This is a genomic window from Streptomyces sp. QH1-20 (assembly GCF_041283565.1).
In the GTDB taxonomy this organism is placed as follows: domain Bacteria; phylum Actinomycetota; class Actinomycetes; order Streptomycetales; family Streptomycetaceae; genus Streptomyces; species Streptomyces syringius.
Genome location: NZ_CP166299.1, coordinates 7,920,645 through 7,939,626, shown reverse-complemented (window position 1 = coordinate 7,939,626; position 18,982 = coordinate 7,920,645). Strand labels below are relative to the sequence as shown.

Genomic DNA, 18,982 nt, shown 5'->3' with positions numbered 1-18,982 from the left:
GGCCCGGCAGCTCCGCGTCCCCGGTCCTCAGCCCGGAAGACCGGGGTCGTCGGCGCGGACCACGAGGGCGTAGTCGCCGAGGCCGATCAGGCGTGGCCCCGGTACGGGTCCCCGGGTGGTGTAGAGCGTATGGATGTGACCGGTCGTGGGGTCGAAGGCGATGTCCTTGACCGATCCGTGTTCGTCACCGAGGTCCGTCAGGACGCGGCTGCCCAGGGCCTCCCGGTGCGCCGGAGCCGCGGTGGGGGTCATCTCGGCGGCGGGGGCAAAGTGGGCGATGACCGCGTCCTGGCCGACGGTCCGCACCAGGTCCCAGGCCAGCACCGCATGGCCCTTGGCCCGCGTACCGGAGAGGCGTAGGTGGCTGATGGATTGCGCGGAGGCGTCGATCGTCAAGGCGTCGACGGTGCCCAGTTCGGCGGCCTCGCCCGCGGTGACGACCGGGAGGCCGCGGGCCTGGGAGAACAGGATCACCATGTGCGTTCCATCCCTTCCTGGCCGGTCCGGGTCCCCCGGGCGGCGGCCTGCCGGGCGCGGAAGATCTCGACCTGGGCGGTGAAGCTCGGCAGGTCGTCGGCCACGAAGCGGCACGCCTCGGCGGGGACGACCAGGGCCTGACCGGAGACGGCCACGCCCTCTCCCCGGGGGATGAAGACGGTCCGCCTGCGGTGTTCGGGGGGCTCGATGGCGGCGACCTGGAACCCTGCCACCCGGCCGTCGGCTTCGACGACCACGTCGAGCACGGTGCCCGCGTCGGTGCCCTCGTCCGTCAGCACCCGCACCCCGAGGACCCCGCCGCCCGCGGCCTCGCCGGACGCGACGACCGCCGCGGGCTCGGCCAGCACCTCCCGGCCGAGGATCATCACGGCGTGCCGGCCCAGCGCGTGCACGGCGGACCAGGGCAGGCTCTGCTTGAGGGGGCCGGACAGCAGCCCCCGCCCGTTGAGGGTGAAGCCGGTGATCTGCCCGGCCGGGCCGTCGAAGACGGTGTCCTTGATCTGCGCGACGGCCTCCCCGCCGAGGGTGACCACCGGACGTTTGGTCAACTCGGAGGCCAGCATCAGGGTGTTCACCGGCCGCCCCCCTTGCCGAATCCCTTGCCGAACCGGCGCCCGCGCTGCACCGCGATCACCGTTCCGGCCCGCCTGCGGGCCTGTACGCCCGCCACCGCGGCCGCCAGCGCGAGCAGAATCACGGCCGCGACGATCAGCCACCCCCACCAGATCATCTCTACCTCCCGGTCCTGTCCGGCCCCGGCCCCTGCGCCGGAGCCCGGCACTGTCCCGTATGCCCGTCCCGCCCTCGTTGATACCCCTCAACCAGCCGGATTCGCGGGGATGTTGCCGCGTGCCCCGAGCGGAGCGGGGGAAGAGTTCACCGGGTCACCGGGGGACGTCGGCCGTGTGGCACACGCGGAACGGGATGCCGGCGGCCCGCAGCCGCTCGATCAGCGCGTCGCCCATGGCCGTGGCGGTCGTGACCTGCCCCGAGGTCTCCGGCAGGTCGTCCAGGGCGAGACACAGCGACGCCTCGGCCAGCATCTTCGCGGTCTCCCCGTAGCCCGGGTCGCCGCCCGAGACCTCGGTGAGCACACGCCGGCCACCGCCCTCCCCCACGGCTCGCACCTGGAACCAGGCGCGGGCCCGCTGCTTCGGGCTCGGGCCTCTGCCCGGCTCGTAACGACTCATCAGCCAGGACCGGACGGGCGGCACCTGTGCCGCGGCGGCCAGCGCTCCCACGCCGATCGGCCCGGCCAGGGCCATGGGCAGCGTCTTGACGGACGCGTAGTGGCGGTAGCGGAAATCGGGGCCGTACCGTTCCAGCGCGGCGGCCGACCGGCACACGATCCGGGGGTCGAGGGTGGGCAGCGGCAGCGCCCAGGTGCCCGTCTCCCTGCTGAATCGCGGCGCCCCCAGCGGAGCCCGCACCCGGCGCCGGGCCGACCTCGCCTCGTACCGGCCGCGCTCCCGGGCCGCGGCCCTCGCCTGCCGCCCTCGCGCGGCGATCGTGAGGGACGTCGCCAGTGTCCCACCGGAGATGATCCCCGAAGCCCGGACGAAGCCGTCGACCGTCAGCGGCACCCCTTCCGGCAGCTGCTGGACGGTGAAGTAGGCGAGCAGGTCGTGCGGCATCGAGTCGAAGCCACAGGCGTGCACGATCCGCGCGCCGGTCTCCCGGGCCCGCGCGTCGTGGCGTACCGCCATGAGGTCGACGAACTCCGGCTCGCCGGTGAGGTCGGCGTAATCGGTGCCGGCTTCCGCGCACGCCGCCACCAGTTCCTCGCCGTACCAGATGTACGGGCCGACGGTCGAGGCGACGACATGGGCGGACTCGGCGAGCGCACGCATCGCGGCCGGGTCGCCCGCGTCCGCGGTCACCAGCGCCACCTCGGCGGCGCGCGCCGGGTCGATCCCGGCCAGCCGGTCGCGCAGCCGCTCCAGCTTCGCCCGGCTGCGCCCGGCGAGCGCCCACCGGCAGCCTCGTGGTGCGTGCGCCAGCAGATACTCGGCGGTGAGCTCCCCGACGAATCCGGTCGCCCCGAAGAGGACGACGTCGTAGGGCCGTTGCGGACGTGACTGCCTGTTCATGGAACCTCCGGAGGCCGGTGTCGAGGTCGCGGCGGCCCCTTGCCGACCCTACGCCGACGAAGGCCGCCACGGCATGCGCGGCGGCCTCGGTCTTCACGCCTCGGTCAGATGCGTCGGGTGTACCACGCGCCCTGGCCGTTGCAGCCGTTCGCGTTGTAGGTGGTGCTGCGGTAGCCGGGCGGAACGGGCGAGCCGGGGCAGGTCCAGATGCCGTCCTTCACGAGCTCCTGGTACCAGGCGCCGATGCCCTGGCAGGAGCTGCGGTTGAAGTTGGTGGTGACGTAGCCGGGCGGGATGGGCGAGCCCGCGCAGGTCCAGGTGCGGTCCTTGGCGAGCTTGTGACGCCAGTGGCCGATGCCGTTGCAGCCGGTGCGGTCGTAGTCGGTGATGACGTAACCGGGCACGATCGGCGAGCCCGCGCAGGTCCAGATGCCGTCCTTCACGGGCTCCTGGTACCAGGAGCCCGCCCCCTTGCACCCGGTGCGGTCGTAGCCGGTGATGACGTACCCGTCGGGTATGGGCGCACCGGAGCAGGCCCACTGCCCCCGGGGCTTCGCCGCCTGGGGCTCCGCGGCGGCCGGGCCGGCCGCGGTGCCCGTCAGGACGGCTGCGACCAGCGCGATCACGCCGGCGACTGCGGCGATCCTGCCACGGACGGCCGTCATCGTCACACCGCTCCACAGGTTCCGCTTCTGTCTGTCCAACTCACCGATCCCGTCTTCACAGTTGCTTCACAGCTGTCGGGATCAAGGACAGCGGACGAGGGCGCGAAAGTCATCCCGTCCGGCCGTGATGTGAGAATGCCGTCACGCTCCGCAAACAGCGATCATGATGGAACGAACCTGGTATGAAGTGGTGTCGGCCCACATCCACCGCGCGATTCCGGTTCGGGGTCCTTGTGCTGGCGGTGGCGGTGAAGCCCCCTTCCGCACCGGGTGTGGAGCGGGGGCCGTGTCAGTAGAGCTTGTTCACGGCTGTGCGCGTGGTCTTCTTGAAACCCGGCACGGGGATGCCGTCGAAGGTTCCCATCTGGGCCCAGTGCACGACGGTGACCGTCCTTCCGTCGCGGCCCACGGAGAAGAGGTGGACGTCGTTGCCGGTCCACGCGTGTGTGGTGCGTACGCCGTGGACCCGGGCGCCTTCCTCCACATCGACCCGGCCGTAGTCCCGCCATTCCGCGGTGACGTCCGGATCCTCCTGCTCGGCCCTGTCCGCGCATTGCCTGACCGCGTTGTTCAGCAGGGTGGCCAGGGTTTTGGCGCGGGCCTCGTCGCGCTCGACCACCGTGATCTGCTCGGCGTTGGTGTCGACCTCCGTCCAGAATTCCCGGTGCTGGGAGGTGGCCCCGGGCAGGGCCGCGCCCACACAGAACGGCAGCGGGTCCGGTACGCCGCCGGTCACCGGGCCGCCGTACCAGGCCGAGCCCGGGTGCGGCGGAAGCTGGGCGGGGTCGAGGAAGGCGGGGGCGGCCGTCGCGGCGGCCGCGGGAGTCACGGTCGTGGCGGCGGCGGCCGCCCCCGCCACGACGGTCAGGGCGATGGCTGCGGTGCGGCGCAGACGGACGCGGTGGGTCATCACAGTCCCCGTTCAGCATGGTGTCCGATGGCGAAGGCCCGCCCGACGGCGCCGGGCCCGACGGGCGCGGCGCGGGCACGCGGGCCGGTACCGGGCGCTTCGAGTGCGCCCCCGGCGGTCGTTCCCCCAGCTTCCGCAACGGCGCCGCCGGAGGCAAGGGTTCAGCCGCGGCGGGCCGGACCGTTCGACCGCCGGTCACAGGAGGGGGTCACAGGAGCCGCTCGGCGAGATACCGCTGGAACTGCCACAGCGGACGTTCCAGATGGGAGAACCGGCCGCCCGAGGGGGCCGGATCGGAGGCGAGCCCGCGTTGCACGCCTCGTATCGCCACCAGGTCCTCCTCCTGGATCAGGGTGATCTGCTCGCGGAGGCGGGCCAGGTGGGCGTCGGGGTCGGGCGGCGGCGGGGCGTCGGGCGGGACCATGACGGTGATCCGCGTGTCATGGGTGGTGGGACCGGTGGGCATCCAGCGGATCCAGACAGCGCTGTCCGGCACGACCGCCAGGACGAACTGCGGGAAGATCCCGGCGATCAGCATGCCCGGCGGCTCCTGCCCGTCCCCGGGCCCGTTCGCCGGCCCCGCTTCGCCGTCGCGCAGTGGGGTGCCCTCCGATGCGGCAGCGGCAATGGCCTCCGCCGAATAGGGCGTGAACATGGTGAACCAGCGGCCGTCACACTCGTCGACCCGGGTGTCACGGCCCGGCACGAAGGGTTCCAGGGTGGCGGCGTGGGTGCCCATGTGGTGGTAGTTCTCCGAGCCGTTCTCGACCGCCACTTTCCAGTTGGCCGGTATGTCCCGCCAGGTTCTCGTCTCCACACTCACCCAGTCCTGGAGCCCATGACCGCGCAGGACGCGGTCGAGACCCGCGAGTTCGGGTGCCGGTGATGTGGCGTCGGGGTCGAGATTGAGCAGGACGAAGCCGTTCCACACCTCGACGGAGTGAGCCGGCAGCCGACAGGACGCGTTATCGAATTCCACATGCCGCATCAGCGGGGCTCCGGCGAGCCGGCCCGCGTACTGGCCGTTCAGCCGGTAGGTCCAGGTGTGGTACGGGCAGGTCAACCGCTTGAGACTGCCTTGTTCGGGGGTCGTCTCCGGGGGCAGGAGGTCCATGAACCGGTGACGGCAGACTCTGGAGAGCGCGTGCAGCTCGCCCTCCTCGTCACGGGTGATCACCAGTGGTACGCCGAGGACGTCCAGCCGTAGATAGCTGCCCGGCTCGGGAATCTCCTCGGCCCGCGCCACGCACAGCCACTCCCGGCCGAAGATGCGCTCGGTCTCCCGCGTGTACATCTCGGGTGAGGTGTAGGCGGCGGGCGGAAGGGTCTCGCCTCGTTCCAGAGGGAGCGCGGCAACGCGTCGGAGTTCGGCCAGAATCGTGGACAGCGCGCCCGGTTCCGACGAGGCTGCGGGCGGGGTGTTCTGCTGCGCGGTCATGATGGGGAGTCCTTTCTTCTGTGTCCTGTGCGTACGGGTCGTGTGTGCGGGTCCTGCGCCTGGGGTGCCACCCACGGGTCCCGGTTGCGCAACGGCACGGTGCCGAACAGCGACAGTCCGCGCCGGCTCGCGCAATGGCGGCTGTAGAGAACGGTGACGATGGCGGCGAGACCGAGCAGCGCCAGTCCCTTGGCCCGGTTGAGTGCCGGTACCACCTCGACGGCGCAGGTCGTCGCGATCGTCACGCCGACGACGGAATCGAGTACCTGACCGCAGCCCCACACAATCGTCAGCCTGGTCAGTGCGCCCCGCAGGGCCGGTGACCGGTGCCAGGCCGCGTCCCGGCCGTGTTGTGCGGCCGGTGCGGACCAGTACTGGCCCATCTGGAAGGCGAAGGGCCGGGCGGTCAGGAGCGAGCCGAGGATCCAGGCGCCGGCGGCCACCGACAGGCAGGCGTCCTTGACCAGGAGGACCCGTGGGTCGCCGGTGAACAGCGACGTGATCACGCGCACCGCCAGCATGCCGATCATGAAGGTTTCGAAGCCGGTGACGTGCCGCCGCGCGGCCAGCATGACGGCGACCCGTCCCACCGGGACGGTTCCGCTGAGCATCAGCGCCTGCCACTGTCCTGTGCCCTGGGACCGCAGTACGTAGTAGACGGTCAGCGGAAGGGCCACGTCGAACAGGAACGGGGCGGCGAACGCTCTCCATGCCGGGGCCTGGGATGTCACGGCCCGGGCGCTCGATGGCTTCATACGTCAAACGGTAGATAAGGATCATGAAGGATAAATCGCCGCCGAGGACCGGATCCCCGCTACATCCTTCGGAGCAGTCGCGCGCAGGAGCCTCGTCCCGTGGGCCCGGAAACCGGTGAAGCGCCCAGGCGCGCCGAGGAGCCCGATAGGCTCGGCCCTTGATCGTGACCACGCGCAGGGAGACGGGCCGTATGCACACGTGGGACAGGACACTCACCGCGGCGGGCATCGGCGACCCCCGGTTACGCGCCGACTACACCCGGCAGCGCGACCGGGTCTCGGCGTACCGGCGTCACGCCTATGTCGCCGTTCGGTTGTTGCTGCCCCCGGCGCTCGTTCCGCACGTGATCGCCGCCACCGCCTTTATGCACCATACGGACACCCTTCTCGACGCGAGCCCCGTGGGCGGGCACGCCGAGGATTCCTGCGCCGCGTGGGAGAAGGGCGTCCGCGAGGGGCTGGCGACCGGGAGCAGCGGGGACCCGGTGCTCCGCGCGCTCCTGCACACCGTCTCCGTCCACCCGCGTCTGCGGGGCCACGTCGAGGACTTCCTCGCCGGCGCGTCCGCGGACCGCGACTTCGCGGGCTTCTCCGACGAGGCGGACTACCAGGGTTACGTCGACGCGTACTCGCTGCCCGCGTTCATGCTCATCGCCTGCCTGCTCCTGTCGCCGGACGCCGACGCCGAGCTGAGCCACGAGTTGTGCCGTGCCTACATCGACGGCAGCCAGCGACTCGACTTCGTCAACGATCTCGCCGAGGACCTGCGGGACGGCAGACTCACCCTCCCGGACGACGCGCTGGCGCACCACGGCGTCCGTCGTGCCGACCTCGAACAGGGGCGGGAATCCCCGGGCACCCGGGCCCTGCTCAGTTCTCTCCTTGCGCGGGCCCGCCGGGACCTGCTCGCCAGCCGCGGGCTGCCCGGTCTGGCGCCGCCCGCCCACCGCGCGTTCACCCGGGCGGTCATCACGCTGGAGGTCCTCACCGCCGACGCGGCCGCGGCCAAGGGCACGGGCATCCTGCGCGAGGCGGCGCGACCTCCCGTACCCGCCGCACTGAGGGTGCTCGTCCGCGAATACCGTCGGCGTGGCCGCTGATCGGGACCCGCGTGTGCCCTTCGGCCGGCGCCCCCGTCACACGTGCGGCGTCCCGAGCCGTCCGCGGCCCGCTGTCGTTTCCGTCCCGGCGCCGCGGGGCAGATGGTTCATCCCTTGAACCGTGTGGGCGGGGTCCGACGCGAAAGGCAACACGATGAGATGGTGGCCGGACGGCAGCGAAGCACGAGCGGCGCACGGAACGGGAGTGGCCGCGGCCGCGCGTGCGGGGCTGGCGGCGCGTGGGGTGCTCTACCTCCTCATCGCCGCACTCGCGCTGCGCATCGCCCTCCTGGACGGCAGTGAACAGGCCGACCGCGGTGGAGCGGTGCAGGAGCTGGCCGAGCAGCCCTTCGGCCGGGTGCTGGTCTGGGCGGTGGGCATCGGGTTGATCGGCATGGCCTTGTGGCGGCTGTCGGAGGCGGTCTTCGGCAGCGCCGGGCCGCGGGGCGGAAAGGCCGGCAAGCGGCTGCTGTCGGCCGTGCGTTTCGTGTTCTACTCCGCCGTCGCCGGCTCGGTGATCGCCTTCGCGGCCGGTGAGCGGAGCAGCGGTGCCGGCTCGACCGACGAGCAGTCGCGGGACGCGACGGCCCGCGTGCTGGACTGGCCGGCGGGCCAGATTCTGGTGGCCGCGGTGGGGGCCGGGGTGGCGGTGGCGGGTGTGTGGATCACGGTCAGGGCGGCCACGCGCGCGTACCGCCGGCATCTGAAGACGGCGCGGATGTCCCCGGCGACGCGCAGGACCGTCGATGTCCTCGGCGTCGGGGGCGGAGTCAGCCGGGGCCTGGTGTTCGCGGCGGCGGGCGGCTTCGCCGTCCGGGCGGCCGTCACCTACGACCCGGAGCACGCCAAGGGGCTGGACGACACGCTGCGCACCTTCGCCGACACCCCGGCCGGCCCGTGGCTGCTGGCTGTGGTCGCGGTGGGGCTGGCCCTGTTCGGGCTGTTCTCGCTGGCGCTGGTGCGCTGGCGGGACCTGTAGCCCGCCGCAGGGGACGGGCGCGCCCGTGGTGAACACCGGGCGCGCCACGATCCTTGAAGGTCCGACCGGCGGCGGCTACCCCTGGCCGTGGTTGCGGCCGCTCATCCGGACCGGCTCGGTGCCTTCTTCGTTGTGGCGGTCGGCCCAGCTGGTGAGGGCGGTCTGACAGGCGTGGTCGAGGTGGCGGAGTCCGGACAGGTCCAGTTCGATGGGGCGGTCCTTCGGCAGTGCTTCGAGGGTTTCGAGGATGAGCGGCAGGCGCAGGAAGGTGGCGTTGCCGGTCAGCCGTACGTGGATGGGGCCGGTGCCGGATTCCTTGACGTTCATGTGGACGTGGGAGATCGCCCACGCGGTCTTGGCGACGGCCAGCAGCAGCCCGATCAGGACGCCCTCGAACATGTTGGTGGTGACGATGGCGATCGCGGTGACGGCCAGCACCACCGCCTCACCGCGGTGTTCGCGCCACAGCGGCAGGAATTCGCGGACCGGGACGAGCTTGCACCCGGCGTGCACCAGGACACCGGCCAGGGAAGCGAGGGGGATGACGCCGAGCGCGGCGGGGAGCAGGGCGGCGAACAGCAGCAGCCATGCACCGTGCAGGACCCGGGAGGCCTTGGTGCGGGCACCGGCCTGGACGTTGGCCGAGCTGCGGACGATGACCGCGGTCATGGGCAGCGCGCCGAGGAAGCCGCATACGGTGTTCCCGGCGCCTTGGGCGATGAGCTCCTTGTCGTAGTCGGTGCGCGGGCCGTCGTGCATGCGGTCGACCGCTGCCGCGCTGAAGAGGCTTTCGGCGGAGGCGATGAGGGTGAAGGCGAGGACGGTGCCGAGCAGGGTGATCTCGCCGAGGCCGGTGAAGTCTCCCAGGGCGGGCGGCTGGACCGATTCGAGCAGGCCCTGGACCTCGACCTTGGCGATGGGCAGGGAGAAGGCCGCGGTCGCGGCGGTGGCGAGGGCGACGGCGGCCAGGGGTGCGGGGAGCGCCCCGGAGATCCGGTCCGGCAGGCGCTTCCAGAGGACGAGGACGGCCATGGTGCCGGCTCCGATGGCGAGCGCGGTCAGTGACCGGTCGTCCACGGCGATGTCCGCGGCCAGTGCCGGGAGTCCGGCGAGCTTGTCGATCCCGGAGCGGGGCGCCTTGAGATCGGCCATGGCATAGCACTGGCCGAAGATCAGGACGAGTCCGATGCCCGCGAGCATCCCCTGGACGACGGCGACGGAGATGGCACGGAACCAGCGCCCGAATTTCAGGAAACCGAGGACGAGTTGCAGGATGCCGGCGGCCAGGACGATGACGCCGAGGGTGGCCATCCCGTGGGCCTGGACCGCTTCGTAGACGAGGACGGTCAGCCCGGCGGCCGGACCGCTGACCTGGAGGGAGCTGCCGGGCAGTACACCCGCGACGAGGCCGCCGACGATGCCGGTGACCAGGCCGAGTTCGGCGGGCACACCGGAGGCGACGGCGACGCCCACGCACAGGGGCAGCGCGACGAGGAAGACGACGAGGGAGGCGGTGAAGTCCCGGCGCAGGGCCACGGGAGGGGGTAGGGAGCGCATGGGTTCCTCACGTGAGGTGGGGACGGACGAGCCGGTGTGTCCGCGTGCGCGAAGTCGCGGGTCACAGGGGGAGGAACGCTGCTTCGCCGCCCGTGGTGCGGTGGGCGAGGACGGTCCCGGTGTGGACTTCGTAGTACCAGGCGTGCAGCGTCAGCCGGCCGTCGGACAGCCGCTCGGCGACGCAGGGGTAGGCGCGCAGCCGGTCGAGCTGGGTGAGGGCATGGCGCTGCACGGAGGCGGCGACGACCGGGTCGTCCCGGTCGTCGGCGAACGCCTTCAGCTCGGCGGAGGCACCGCGCTCCAGCCAGCCCCGTACCGCCGGCGCGCCGGACAGGTCGTCGCCGCGCACGAGGGCTCCGACGGCGCCGCAATGGGAGTGGCCGCACACGACGACGGTGCGGACGGCCAGCACGCGCACCGCGTATTCGATGGTGGCCGTCTCGCCCGCGGGGTGGTCACTGCAGTACTCCGGCACGATGTTGCCCGCGGTCCGCAGCTCGAACAGCTCACCGGGGCGCGCGCCGGTGATCAGTGAGGGCACCACTCGCGAGTCGGAGCAAGTGATGAACAACGCTTCCGGATTCTGTCCGGCCTCCAGGGCGCGGAATTCCTCGGCACGCTCGGTCACGTGCGTCGCGAACGACCGCGCATGGGCTATCAGGGACTTCATGTTGGCCTGCCTCCTGCGCCTGGAACATTCAGGCACGGTGTGTTCAAGGTCAGCATTGGAGTACTTCGCGTGCGAGGGTTTACCGGCAGACCGACCCATGGGTGCTGTGCCGAGATCGACCGGTTTTCCCTGCGGTGGCTTCAGCGCCGCACAGGTTTCCACCGCAGGGGTGGCGCGCTGGAAGTACGTGCGGTCCGGAGGCGGCCTGATGGTCCCGGCATCCCCGTTTGGTTGGAATTCGCTGGGGTTCTTTGAACGCGCGTTGCTCCGTGAACACGAACTCCCCCGAGAACGCGCTCTGTTGGCTACGCGTCATGGAATGCCACACCGCAGTCGGGGAGCGGTCCCGCACTGCGGCCACGTCGTCTTTTGCCTGTACGTTACCTTAGCCCGGCAGCCCTAGGCAGCTCAATAATGCGCTTAACTTAGAGATCATCTCATTTGGATTTGCCCGGTAGTCTGTCTGGGTGTTGATGGTGGAGCGGTTGGTGCCGGACGGGTTGTGGGAGTTGTTCCAGCGGGTGGTGCCGGAGGCGCCGACTCGGCCGCAGGGCGGCGGCCGTCGTCGGTACGGGGACCGGGAGGTGCTCGCGGCGATCATCTTCGTGGCGACCACGGGGTGTACGTGGTCGCAGGTCCCGCCGGTGTTCGGGCCGTCCGGGGCGACAGCCCACCGTCGGTTCATGGAGTGGAGCCGGCTGCGGGTGTGGGCCAAGCTGCACCGCCTGGTGCTCGATGAGCTCGGGGCCCGGGGCGAGCTGGACTGGTCGCGGTGCGCGATCGACTCGGTGAACATGCGAGCCCTGAAAAAGGGGACCTGACAGGTCCGAATCCTGTGGATCGGGGCAAGTACGGCTCGAAGATCCACTTGATCACTGAGCGGACCGGCCTGCCTCTTTCGATCGGCATCTCCGGCGCGAACCTCCACGACAGCCAGGCGCTTGAGCCGCTCGTCCGCGGCATACCCCCGATCCGGTCCCGCCGCGGCCCCCGCCGACGTCGCCCCGCCAAACTGCATGCCGACAAGGCTTACGACAACCGCCACCTGCGGCAATGGCTCCGTTCCCGGCACATCACGCCCCGGATCGCCCGCAAGGGCATCGAGTCCTCCGAGCGGCTCGGGCGCCACCGCTGGACCATCGAACGCACGATGGCCTGGCTCGCCGGATGCCGCCGACTCCACCGCCGCTACGAACGCAAAGCCCTCCACTTCCTCGCCTTCACCAGCATCGCCTGCACCCTCATCTGCTACCGCAGACTCACCAAATGAGATGATCTCTTATTGATGGATGCGTAGTCGGCAGTGCGTCCTGGGGGCGTACGCCCCCAGGACCGCTTCACGCCATCGGCAGGACGTCTCACCCCATCGCCGCCACGCCACGCCCCCGCCTCACGGCCACCCGCCCCCCGGCGTCAGCACGACTCACCGAACCCGGCTTCGCCGCAGCCGCCGACCACCGGACCCGCGACCGTCGCGCCACCGATGCCCAGTTGAGCGGCTCCCGTGTGTCAACTCACCGGTCGGCCAACCTCGAAGCGATCATCACCTTGCATAACGTTGACACTCTCTTGGCCATGGCTTTACGGTCTGACGGAGCGACAAAAGAGCAGGTCATCCGTCGCATACGTCAACGTTTTCGGAGGTCGACATGGACAAGCTCATCAAGAAGATGGCCCAGGACAGCGTCTGGAAGGGCTGGGTCGCCGCCAACTCGGCGCAGAACGCCGCGAAGGACGGCTGCATCAGCGTGGCCAAGTCGGGTTGCATCAGCGCGGCCCCCAAGGCCGGTTGCATCTCCTGACGACCGTCCGCTGAACCCGGGGGAGCGAGTCCGGCCGCTTCGGCGTGCCCGCGCCCGCTCCCCCGGCGCACGGCCCCCTGGCTTCATGCGGGGCTTCCGTTCTCCGAGCAGACCCCGAGGGTGAGAATGAACGGTCAGCCGACAGCCGACATCGTCGAGCGGATCAGGGACATACCGATCTACCGAAGGTCGATCGAGCGGGGACACTTCCCCATACTCGAGAAACCCGAGATCGCGCGGGATTTCCCGGACAACTGGATGACACCCCGGCTCGCGGAGGCACTCGCGGCCGGCGAGGCGGAGTTCGTGCTCTCCACCGGCACCAATCACGCCCGCATGCAGATCATCCGTCCCCCGTACTTCCTGCTCAACTCCTATTACCGGCTGTGGAGCGAGCATCCCGACATCTCCGCCACCTGGGACCAGGGATGCCAACGTGTGTCTCTCACCACCGTGTTGGCCACCGAGCACGTCGCCCGGGTCAACGCGAAGAAGCGCGGAACCGAACCGGACACCGTTCCGGACCTCGAGGAACGGCGGCTGGACACCCGCACTCTCTACCTCAACCTGCGGCTCGACCCGGCGTTGTGGGAGCGCGAGGAGGTCGAGCGCATGCTGGCCGAGATCCAAACGGCGCGGCAGGCACATCCGCAGGGGTGGTACCACCTCGACTGCTCGGGCTATCACCTGGCGCATCTCGTACGGAAGGTGAACGAGTGGGGTCTGTGGGACCAATTCCCGCAGCCGGCCAGCATCATCCACGCCTACGAATACACCCCGGTGAATGTCCGCCGTTTCCTCCAGCGGCACTTCACCTGCCCGATCATCGACCTGTTCGGCAGCACGGAGCTGGGTTACCTCTACTACAGCGACCGCGACGGCCGGTACTGGCCGTACCTCGACCAGATGAGTGTGGAATTGCTTCCGGTGACCCCGGGAAGTCAACTCTTCAACCTCATTGTGACGAGTGTGCGGAACCCCCATATGCCGCTGATCCGGTACCGCTCGGGTGACTGCGTACGCACCCTGGACGGCACACCGGACCCGGCCCGGATCTCCCGGTTCTGCGGCCGTGAGAAGGAACTGCTCACGGCGCCGCACGGCCCCGTGGCGCAGGGCGATCTCGACGACACCGTCGGCCGCGCGTCGCCGCACGTCTTCCTCCACCAGCTCCGGCCCTCCGGTGACACCGAGGCCGTGCTGCGGTACACGACCTTCCACGACGAACCGCTCGAGCCGGCCGAGGCGGCCGCGCTGGAGCACGGTGTCGGTGAACTGACCGGCCGCCGGTGCCGTATCGAGCACCGCACGCACATCGCCATCGGCAAGTCCGGCAAGTACGCCTGGCTCGCGAACGACCTCTGATCCACCCGACGGGAGAATGGTGTGACCACCCCACAGCCGACCGTGTCCGCCGAGGACCTCAAGGCCCTTCTCGGCAGCCGACTCCACGACGAGGTGGTGAAGTACTTCACCGACAAGACCGAGGCGGCACCCGACTACGTCGAGCGCCAGGTCATCGAGTGCCTGCGGTACCTCTATCTGATCTCACAGCACCGCGAGCAGCTCAGCGGGCTCTTCCTGCCGGTCGAGCAGGAGATCGACGAGATTTGGCACTACCTCATTCTGCAGACGCGCGAGTACCGTGAACTGTGCGAGGAGAGACTGCCCGGCCGGTTCTTCATCCATCACCGGAGCATCGGCTACGAGGACTACCAGCAGGAGCCCGGCCGTGAGCAGGCGATCGAGGAAGCCCTGCGCTGGATCCCGCTGTACTGCCGGGAGTTCGGGCCCTTCGACGAGGGCGCTCTGCCGCACTGGACGATCGTGCGGTTCCTCCACCAGCAGCTGGACATGTCACTGGAGGACATCGCCGCACTCGAACCGCTGGCAGCGGCGTAGCACGCGCGCCGCGTACGCCCGCGTCACCGACGGGACCACGGCGCCCGCACCACCATCCGGCGTGGCATCCGGAGATACTTCTCGCTCCGGTGGACAGGGAAAGGCATCATGAGCGCTCGGTCCGGCATACCGGCCACGCACGGCAATCCGGAGGTCCCCCAGCAGCGGCGGGTCCTGACCGTCCTGGTCGTCTCCCAGGTCCTCAGCGGCGCGGGGCTCGCCGCCGGCATCACCGTCGGCGCGCTGCTCGCCGAGGAGATGCTCGGCTCCACCGGCCTCGCCGGGGTGCCCAGCGCCCTGTTCACGGCCGGGGCCGCGCTCGGTGCCATGGGCATCGGGCGCGTGTGCCAGCGCTGGGGGCGGCGGCCGGGGCTCACCCTGGGCTACGTCGTCGGCGCGCTCGGCAGTCTCGGTGTCGTCGTCGCGGCCGTCGTCGACAGCGTGTACCTGCTGCTGCTCTCCCTCTTCGTCTACGGGGCGGGCACGGTGACCAATCTGCTGGCCCGGTACGCGGGGGCGGATCTCGCCTCGCCCGCGCGCCGGGGCCGCGCGGTGAGCACCGTGCTCTTCGCCACCACACTCGGCGCGGTCGTCGGTCCCCTCCTGGTGGACGCCACGGGCGAGGTCGCCCACGCCTGGGGCATCCCCCGTCTCGCCGGCCCGTTCCTGCTGGCCCTCCTCGCCTTCACGGCGGCCGCCGTCGTGCTGGGCACCTGCCTGCGCCCGGACCCGCTGCTGCTGGCACGCGACCTCGCGGCGGCCGGCATGTCGCCGGGCGACACCGACGGCACCGGGGAGGGCCCTGCCGCCCGGACGGACACCCGCGCCGTCGCCATCGGCGCGGCGGTCATGGTCGTCACCCAGCTCGTGATGATCGCGATCATGACGATGACACCCGTCCATATGCGGGCCCACGGGCACGGCACGCAGGCCGCCGGGCTCGTCATCGCCCTCCATGTGGCGGCGATGTTCATGCCTTCCCCCCTCACGGGCATCCTGGTCGACCGCCTCGGCCGGTTGTGGGTCGCCGCCGCGTCCGGACTGACCCTCCTCGCGGCCGGGATCCTCGCCGCCGTGGCACCACCGCACTCCATGGCCGCCCTGGCCATCGCCCTCGTCCTGCTGGGGCTGGGGTGGAACTTCGGGCTGATCAGCGGCACCGCCATCGTCACGGACGCGGTCCCGCTCGCCCGGCGTGCCTCGACGCAGGGCACGGTCGACGTGGGCATCGCCATGGCCGGTGCGACCGGCGGTATGGCGTCCGGCCTGGTCGTCGCGGCCAGCGGTTTCCCGGCGCTGGCGGCGGGAGGGGCCGTCCTCGCGCTCGCGATCGTCCCCGTGCTCGCCCTGGCCGGCCGGACGCCGCGTGCCGCCCCGGCGGAAGCCGTCGCGAGCAAACAGCGGGTGTGACGCCCACGGCCCGAAGTTCCGGCATCGGGCGCACCGTCGGGGGAGCCGGGCGTGGCACCCACGCCCGGACTCGCCCGGTCACCGGCTCCCGGGTACGGGAGCCGGTCCGTTTTTTACGGGGCGCCGCGGCGGGAGGCGAACCGCTTGATGCCCCACCCGGTGACGGCGAGAACGGTGCCCGACCCCAGGGAGGCGAGGAAGGGGGGCAGGCCGGCGCGCCACAGCTCCTGCCTGGACAGCCCGCCGGGCCGGGCGGACGGACGGTCCGTGGGCCGTGCCGGCGCGGTGGCCGCCGAGGCGGACGCCCCCTGGGCGGTGGCCTGTGCGGCGGGGGCGGTGGGAAGGACCGCTGCGAGGAAGGTCAGTGCGATGACCGCGCGGCGGGCACGGTAGCGCACCGGCGCCGCGCGGTGGTGGCTTTGGCCATGAAGGCGGTCGCGGAAGTCGTGCTCTTTAAGGTGGTTCATGACGCCCCTCATTGGGGTGGGGACCGGGCCGCCGGTCCTGCTGCCCGCTGGTCTGGGCGGCCCGGTCGTATGCGAAACCGGCGGCGATCACCGTCGGCTCCTCCAGTCGACACCTCGGCTCGGGAGGGCTGACGCATCTGCCGTGCAGAGAGTTGTCAGATAATCCCCGGCGGTACACCGGGGTATGGAAGGATCGGCTCCTCTGACACGATCTGACAGCAGGGAGCCTCGGCTATGCCCGCACAGATGCGGGGTGGGCGGGGGCCGGACGGCGCCCTGCTCCGGCTACGCGACGCGATGTGTGCCTTGCGCGAGGCCGCGGGCAACCCCTCGTACCGCAGGATCTCCGAGGCCGTCAATCAGGACAACTCACTGCCCGCGACCGCCTCGCACACCACGGTCGGGGAGATCCTGACGGGCCGGAGCCTGACAGGATCTGACACCCTGCACGCCGTCGTCCTGCAGCTGCTGCGGATGAGCGGCGACGGGCAACGGCCGGAGGACGAGGTCTGGCCGGAGATCAAGGCCTTGTGGTCGCAGGCGGATCAGGAGAGGCGCCGCCCCCTCCCCAAGTCCGTGCAGGCGTTCGCCTCGGTGGTGCGTGAGACGGTCATGAACCGGCTGGGTGCCGATCCCGACGCCGTCAGCCACGCTCTGCGGCTGCGCTTTCCCGCCGCGCCGGCCGCCACGGTCTCGCCGGCCGCTCTGGCCGCCGTCGCCCGGGGTGCGCGCGTGCCGCACCGCCACGAGATCGATCAGCTGCTCGCTCTGCTGCCCGACGGGCAGGGCCTCAGCGCCGACGAGCGACAGGCCCTGATGTGCTCCTACTTCGCCGCCCTCCGTGACGGTGATCCCGCCCGGTACGAGGAGTACCTGGCGGAGGACGAGCGTGCCGCCCGCCACGCGTACACGAGCTCGCTCGAGGACGAAGTGCGGGCACTGCGCCGGGAATTGCGGGAGACCGGGCAGCAGGCGGCTCGCGGCACCGCCCTCGCCCTCCGGCGCAAGGGGGACGCCGAGCGGCTCCAGGTCGAGCTGAAACGCGTCAGACTGCACGGGTCCACCGCGCAGCGGGAGGCCGAGCGGCTGCGGACGGATCTCCATGCCAGCATCGACCGGCTGCGGCGGCTGGAGGACCGGGTCACCTCGCTGCAGAGCGAGCTCACGACGGCCCGGGTGGAGACCTCCCAGGCACACGCCCTCGCCACCCTCAAGGAAGCCGAGGCCACGGTCGCCTCGGCCGCCGGTCATCTCCGTCCCATGGCCGACCCCCCGGCCTACGGCTCCCCCGCCACCTACGATCCCGGCGGCTACGGCGGCTTCACCGGCTACGGCCCCTCCCCCGTGAACTCGCTCGAATACGCCCATCCGTACGGCCTCGGCAAACCCGACGCGGCGTGGCCGGTCGGGTGGCCTTCACCGCCGGCCACCGCACCCGCTCCCCCGCAAGGGACACCTCGTACGGCCTACGGGTGGGCCCTGCTGGTCCCGCTGCCGAGCCCGGCCGCGCCTGCCGCCACCGACCGCCGGGACGTTGCTGCGGCAGGCGCGGGCCGGGAGCTGGAAGCGCCCCCGGCGGTCGCCCGGACCGAGCCCTCACTCCCCGTCGGCCCGCCCCTCGGCGAGGGCCCGGTCCGGGAGGCGGAAAGCGGCCGTTCCGACAAAGGGCTGCTCGGGCGGCTGCAGTCGATGTTCCAGCCGGGCCACGGCCGCCACGCACGGCGGCCGCACGACTGACCCGGTCAGCTCGCGGCCTGATGCCGCGTCAGGCTCCAGATCACTTCGGTGCCGGAATCGGCGGGTGGGAGCGGGGGCTGGGATCTTCGCGTGCCGATGCGCGTGAAGTCCAGCCGGCGGGGCACGGCTCCGCTTGCGTGGTTCCCCGCGTCGTGCACGATCTCCACCGCGCCGACCTCGGACAGCGCGAACGCGGCCGCGACGAGGAGGCGGGCGGAGTCGGTCGCCAGGCCTCTGCCGGTGTGGTCGGGGTGGAGCCAGTAGCCGATCTCCATGACGTCCGTTCCGGCGCGTCGGAGGAGTCCGCACGACCCGGCGGGGCGCCCCTGGTGGTGCACGGAGTACTGAAAGGAGGTACCGGCGTCCCACTCCTGCTCGCACGAGCGAAGGAACGCGAGATTCTGCTCGGCGCTGTAGCCGTTCGCCCAGGGCATGTACGGACGAAGGTGGTCCAGGGCAGTCGTGACCAGATCGAACGCCCACTCCGCGTCGCCCGTACGCCAGCGGACCAGACGGAGCGTCCGGTGCTCCAGGGCCTCAGGTGGGCGTTCCATGGCACGTCTCCCTCGAACAGGGGCTTCCGGGCGGCGGTTCGCATCCCACCACACACGCGGTGCCGCCGCCCTAGGCGGTGCGGCCCCGGGCCGCCGGGCGGAATCCGCACGCATGCCGAGGACCGCTCAGGGCACACGGCTGTGTGGAGGTGGATGACTATGGTTCCCCTACTCGCTGTACTGCTGCTCGCCCTGCTCCTCTTCGGTGCGGGATTCGCGATCAAGGCCCTGTGGTGGGTCGCCCTCATCGTGCTCGCCGTATGGCTGCTCGGCTTCGTCATCCGACCGACCGCCGGTGGCGGCGGCCGACGGAGCGGCCGTTGGTACCGCTGGTAGAGGTGAAGGAACAGCCACCCTGGCACGCCGACGGAGCGGGTGGCCGGACGACTCGTCCGGCCACCCGCTCCGGTCTTGGACGGGCCGGGGCACAGGGCCCGTCGGCGCCCTG

21 protein-coding genes are annotated in these 18,982 nt (G+C 71.2%); 9 read left to right on the top strand and 12 right to left on the bottom strand.

The annotated features are described in order from the left end of the window. Positions 1–27: 27 nt before the first annotated feature. From AB8O64_RS34850 to AB8O64_RS34815, 8 genes are all read right to left on the bottom strand, one after another. Positions 28–477 carry a hypothetical protein gene (locus AB8O64_RS34850; protein WP_370423663.1) on the bottom strand — a complete coding sequence of 150 codons (450 nt, stop codon included), beginning with the start codon at positions 475–477 and terminating at the stop codon, positions 28–30. Beyond that, positions 471–1,073, bottom strand: a complete 603-nt coding sequence (locus tag AB8O64_RS34845; protein ID WP_370423662.1) for a PRC-barrel domain-containing protein — start codon at positions 1,071–1,073, stop codon at positions 471–473. Before AB8O64_RS34845 ends, AB8O64_RS34850 begins: the two co-directional genes overlap by 7 nt. Beyond that, positions 1,070–1,228, bottom strand: coding sequence for a hypothetical protein (locus AB8O64_RS34840; RefSeq protein ID WP_356452588.1), 159 nt, complete (start codon positions 1,226–1,228; stop codon positions 1,070–1,072). The genes AB8O64_RS34845 and AB8O64_RS34840 overlap by 4 nt, the downstream gene beginning before the upstream one ends. A 154-nt stretch (positions 1,229–1,382) precedes the next feature. Next, positions 1,383–2,588, bottom strand: a complete 1,206-nt coding sequence (locus AB8O64_RS34835; RefSeq protein ID WP_370423661.1) for a trans-acting enoyl reductase family protein — start codon at positions 2,586–2,588, stop codon at positions 1,383–1,385. A gap of 104 nt (positions 2,589–2,692) precedes the next feature. After that, positions 2,693–3,253 carry a hypothetical protein gene (locus AB8O64_RS34830; RefSeq protein WP_370423660.1) on the bottom strand — a complete coding sequence of 187 codons (561 nt, stop codon included), beginning with the start codon at positions 3,251–3,253 and terminating at the stop codon, positions 2,693–2,695. 289 nt (positions 3,254–3,542) lie between these two features. Further along, positions 3,543–4,163 carry a hypothetical protein gene (locus tag AB8O64_RS34825; RefSeq protein WP_370423659.1) on the bottom strand — a complete coding sequence of 207 codons (621 nt, stop codon included), beginning with the start codon at positions 4,161–4,163 and terminating at the stop codon, positions 3,543–3,545. Positions 4,164–4,371: 208 nt separating this feature from the next. Further along, on the bottom strand, positions 4,372–5,601 hold the full coding sequence (locus tag AB8O64_RS34820) for an aromatic ring-hydroxylating dioxygenase subunit alpha (protein ID WP_370423658.1): 1,230 nt from the start codon (positions 5,599–5,601) through the stop codon (positions 4,372–4,374). Continuing rightward, positions 5,598–6,356, bottom strand: a complete 759-nt coding sequence (locus tag AB8O64_RS34815) for a VC0807 family protein (RefSeq protein ID WP_370423657.1) — start codon at positions 6,354–6,356, stop codon at positions 5,598–5,600. The genes AB8O64_RS34820 and AB8O64_RS34815 overlap by 4 nt, the downstream gene beginning before the upstream one ends. A gap of 191 nt (positions 6,357–6,547) precedes the next feature. On the opposite strand from AB8O64_RS34815, the gene AB8O64_RS34810 reads away from it, so the two are divergent. Both AB8O64_RS34810 and AB8O64_RS34805 read left to right on the top strand, forming a co-directional pair. Beyond that, the gene (locus tag AB8O64_RS34810) at positions 6,548–7,456 is read left to right on the top strand and encodes a phytoene/squalene synthase family protein (protein ID WP_370423656.1); all 909 of its coding nucleotides are present in this window, start codon (positions 6,548–6,550) and stop codon (positions 7,454–7,456) included. A 154-nt stretch (positions 7,457–7,610) separates the two neighbouring features. Continuing rightward, positions 7,611–8,435, top strand: coding sequence for a DUF1206 domain-containing protein (locus AB8O64_RS34805; protein WP_370423655.1), 825 nt, complete (start codon positions 7,611–7,613; stop codon positions 8,433–8,435). A 75-nt stretch (positions 8,436–8,510) separates the two neighbouring features. On the opposite strand, the gene AB8O64_RS34800 is transcribed toward AB8O64_RS34805, so the two are convergent. Beyond that, on the bottom strand, positions 8,511–9,992 hold the full coding sequence (locus tag AB8O64_RS34800; RefSeq protein ID WP_370423654.1) for a SulP family inorganic anion transporter: 1,482 nt from the start codon (positions 9,990–9,992) through the stop codon (positions 8,511–8,513). A 61-nt stretch (positions 9,993–10,053) separates the two neighbouring features. Beyond that, positions 10,054–10,662, bottom strand: a complete 609-nt coding sequence (locus AB8O64_RS34795) for a carbonic anhydrase (RefSeq protein ID WP_370423653.1) — start codon at positions 10,660–10,662, stop codon at positions 10,054–10,056. A 473-nt stretch (positions 10,663–11,135) separates the two neighbouring features. On the opposite strand from AB8O64_RS34795, the gene AB8O64_RS34790 reads away from it, so the two are divergent. From AB8O64_RS34790 to AB8O64_RS34770, 5 genes are all read left to right on the top strand, one after another. Continuing rightward, a protein-coding gene (locus AB8O64_RS34790) for an IS5 family transposase (protein ID WP_370424058.1) occupies positions 11,136–11,932 on the top strand; the annotation gives its coding sequence in 2 pieces (ribosomal slippage) (positions 11,136–11,481 and positions 11,481–11,932; 798 coding nt in all). Positions 11,933–12,311: 379 nt separating this feature from the next. Then, entirely contained in the window at positions 12,312–12,464 is a 153-nt protein-coding gene (locus tag AB8O64_RS34785; RefSeq protein WP_165451629.1) for a hypothetical protein, read from the top strand. A gap of 126 nt (positions 12,465–12,590) precedes the next feature. After that, positions 12,591–13,829 (top strand): hypothetical protein, encoded by a 1,239-nt coding sequence (locus AB8O64_RS34780; RefSeq protein WP_370423652.1) that lies wholly within the window; start codon positions 12,591–12,593, stop codon positions 13,827–13,829. 21 nt (positions 13,830–13,850) lie between these two features. Continuing rightward, entirely contained in the window at positions 13,851–14,366 is a 516-nt protein-coding gene (locus AB8O64_RS34775; protein ID WP_370423651.1) for a hypothetical protein, read from the top strand. Positions 14,367–14,474: 108 nt separating this feature from the next. After that, positions 14,475–15,776, top strand: coding sequence for an MFS transporter (locus AB8O64_RS34770; protein WP_370423650.1), 1,302 nt, complete (start codon positions 14,475–14,477; stop codon positions 15,774–15,776). Between the two features lie 113 nt (positions 15,777–15,889). Here AB8O64_RS34770 and AB8O64_RS34765 read toward each other — a convergent pair whose 3' ends face one another. Beyond that, the gene (locus tag AB8O64_RS34765; RefSeq protein ID WP_370423649.1) at positions 15,890–16,243 is read right to left on the bottom strand and encodes a hypothetical protein; all 354 of its coding nucleotides are present in this window, start codon (positions 16,241–16,243) and stop codon (positions 15,890–15,892) included. Positions 16,244–16,477: 234 nt separating this feature from the next. Here AB8O64_RS34765 and AB8O64_RS34760 point away from each other — a divergent pair, with 234 nt between their 5' ends. Beyond that, positions 16,478–17,980, top strand: a complete 1,503-nt coding sequence (locus tag AB8O64_RS34760) for a hypothetical protein (RefSeq protein WP_370423648.1) — start codon at positions 16,478–16,480, stop codon at positions 17,978–17,980. A gap of 5 nt (positions 17,981–17,985) precedes the next feature. On the opposite strand, the gene AB8O64_RS34755 is transcribed toward AB8O64_RS34760, so the two are convergent. Further along, a complete protein-coding gene (locus tag AB8O64_RS34755) occupies positions 17,986–18,534 on the bottom strand; it encodes a GNAT family N-acetyltransferase (protein WP_370423647.1) in 549 nt (182 codons plus the stop codon). Between the two features lie 159 nt (positions 18,535–18,693). On the opposite strand from AB8O64_RS34755, the gene AB8O64_RS34750 reads away from it, so the two are divergent. After that, on the top strand, positions 18,694–18,870 hold the full coding sequence (locus tag AB8O64_RS34750) for a hydrophobic protein (RefSeq protein WP_370423646.1): 177 nt from the start codon (positions 18,694–18,696) through the stop codon (positions 18,868–18,870). Positions 18,871–18,982 lie beyond the last annotated feature (112 nt).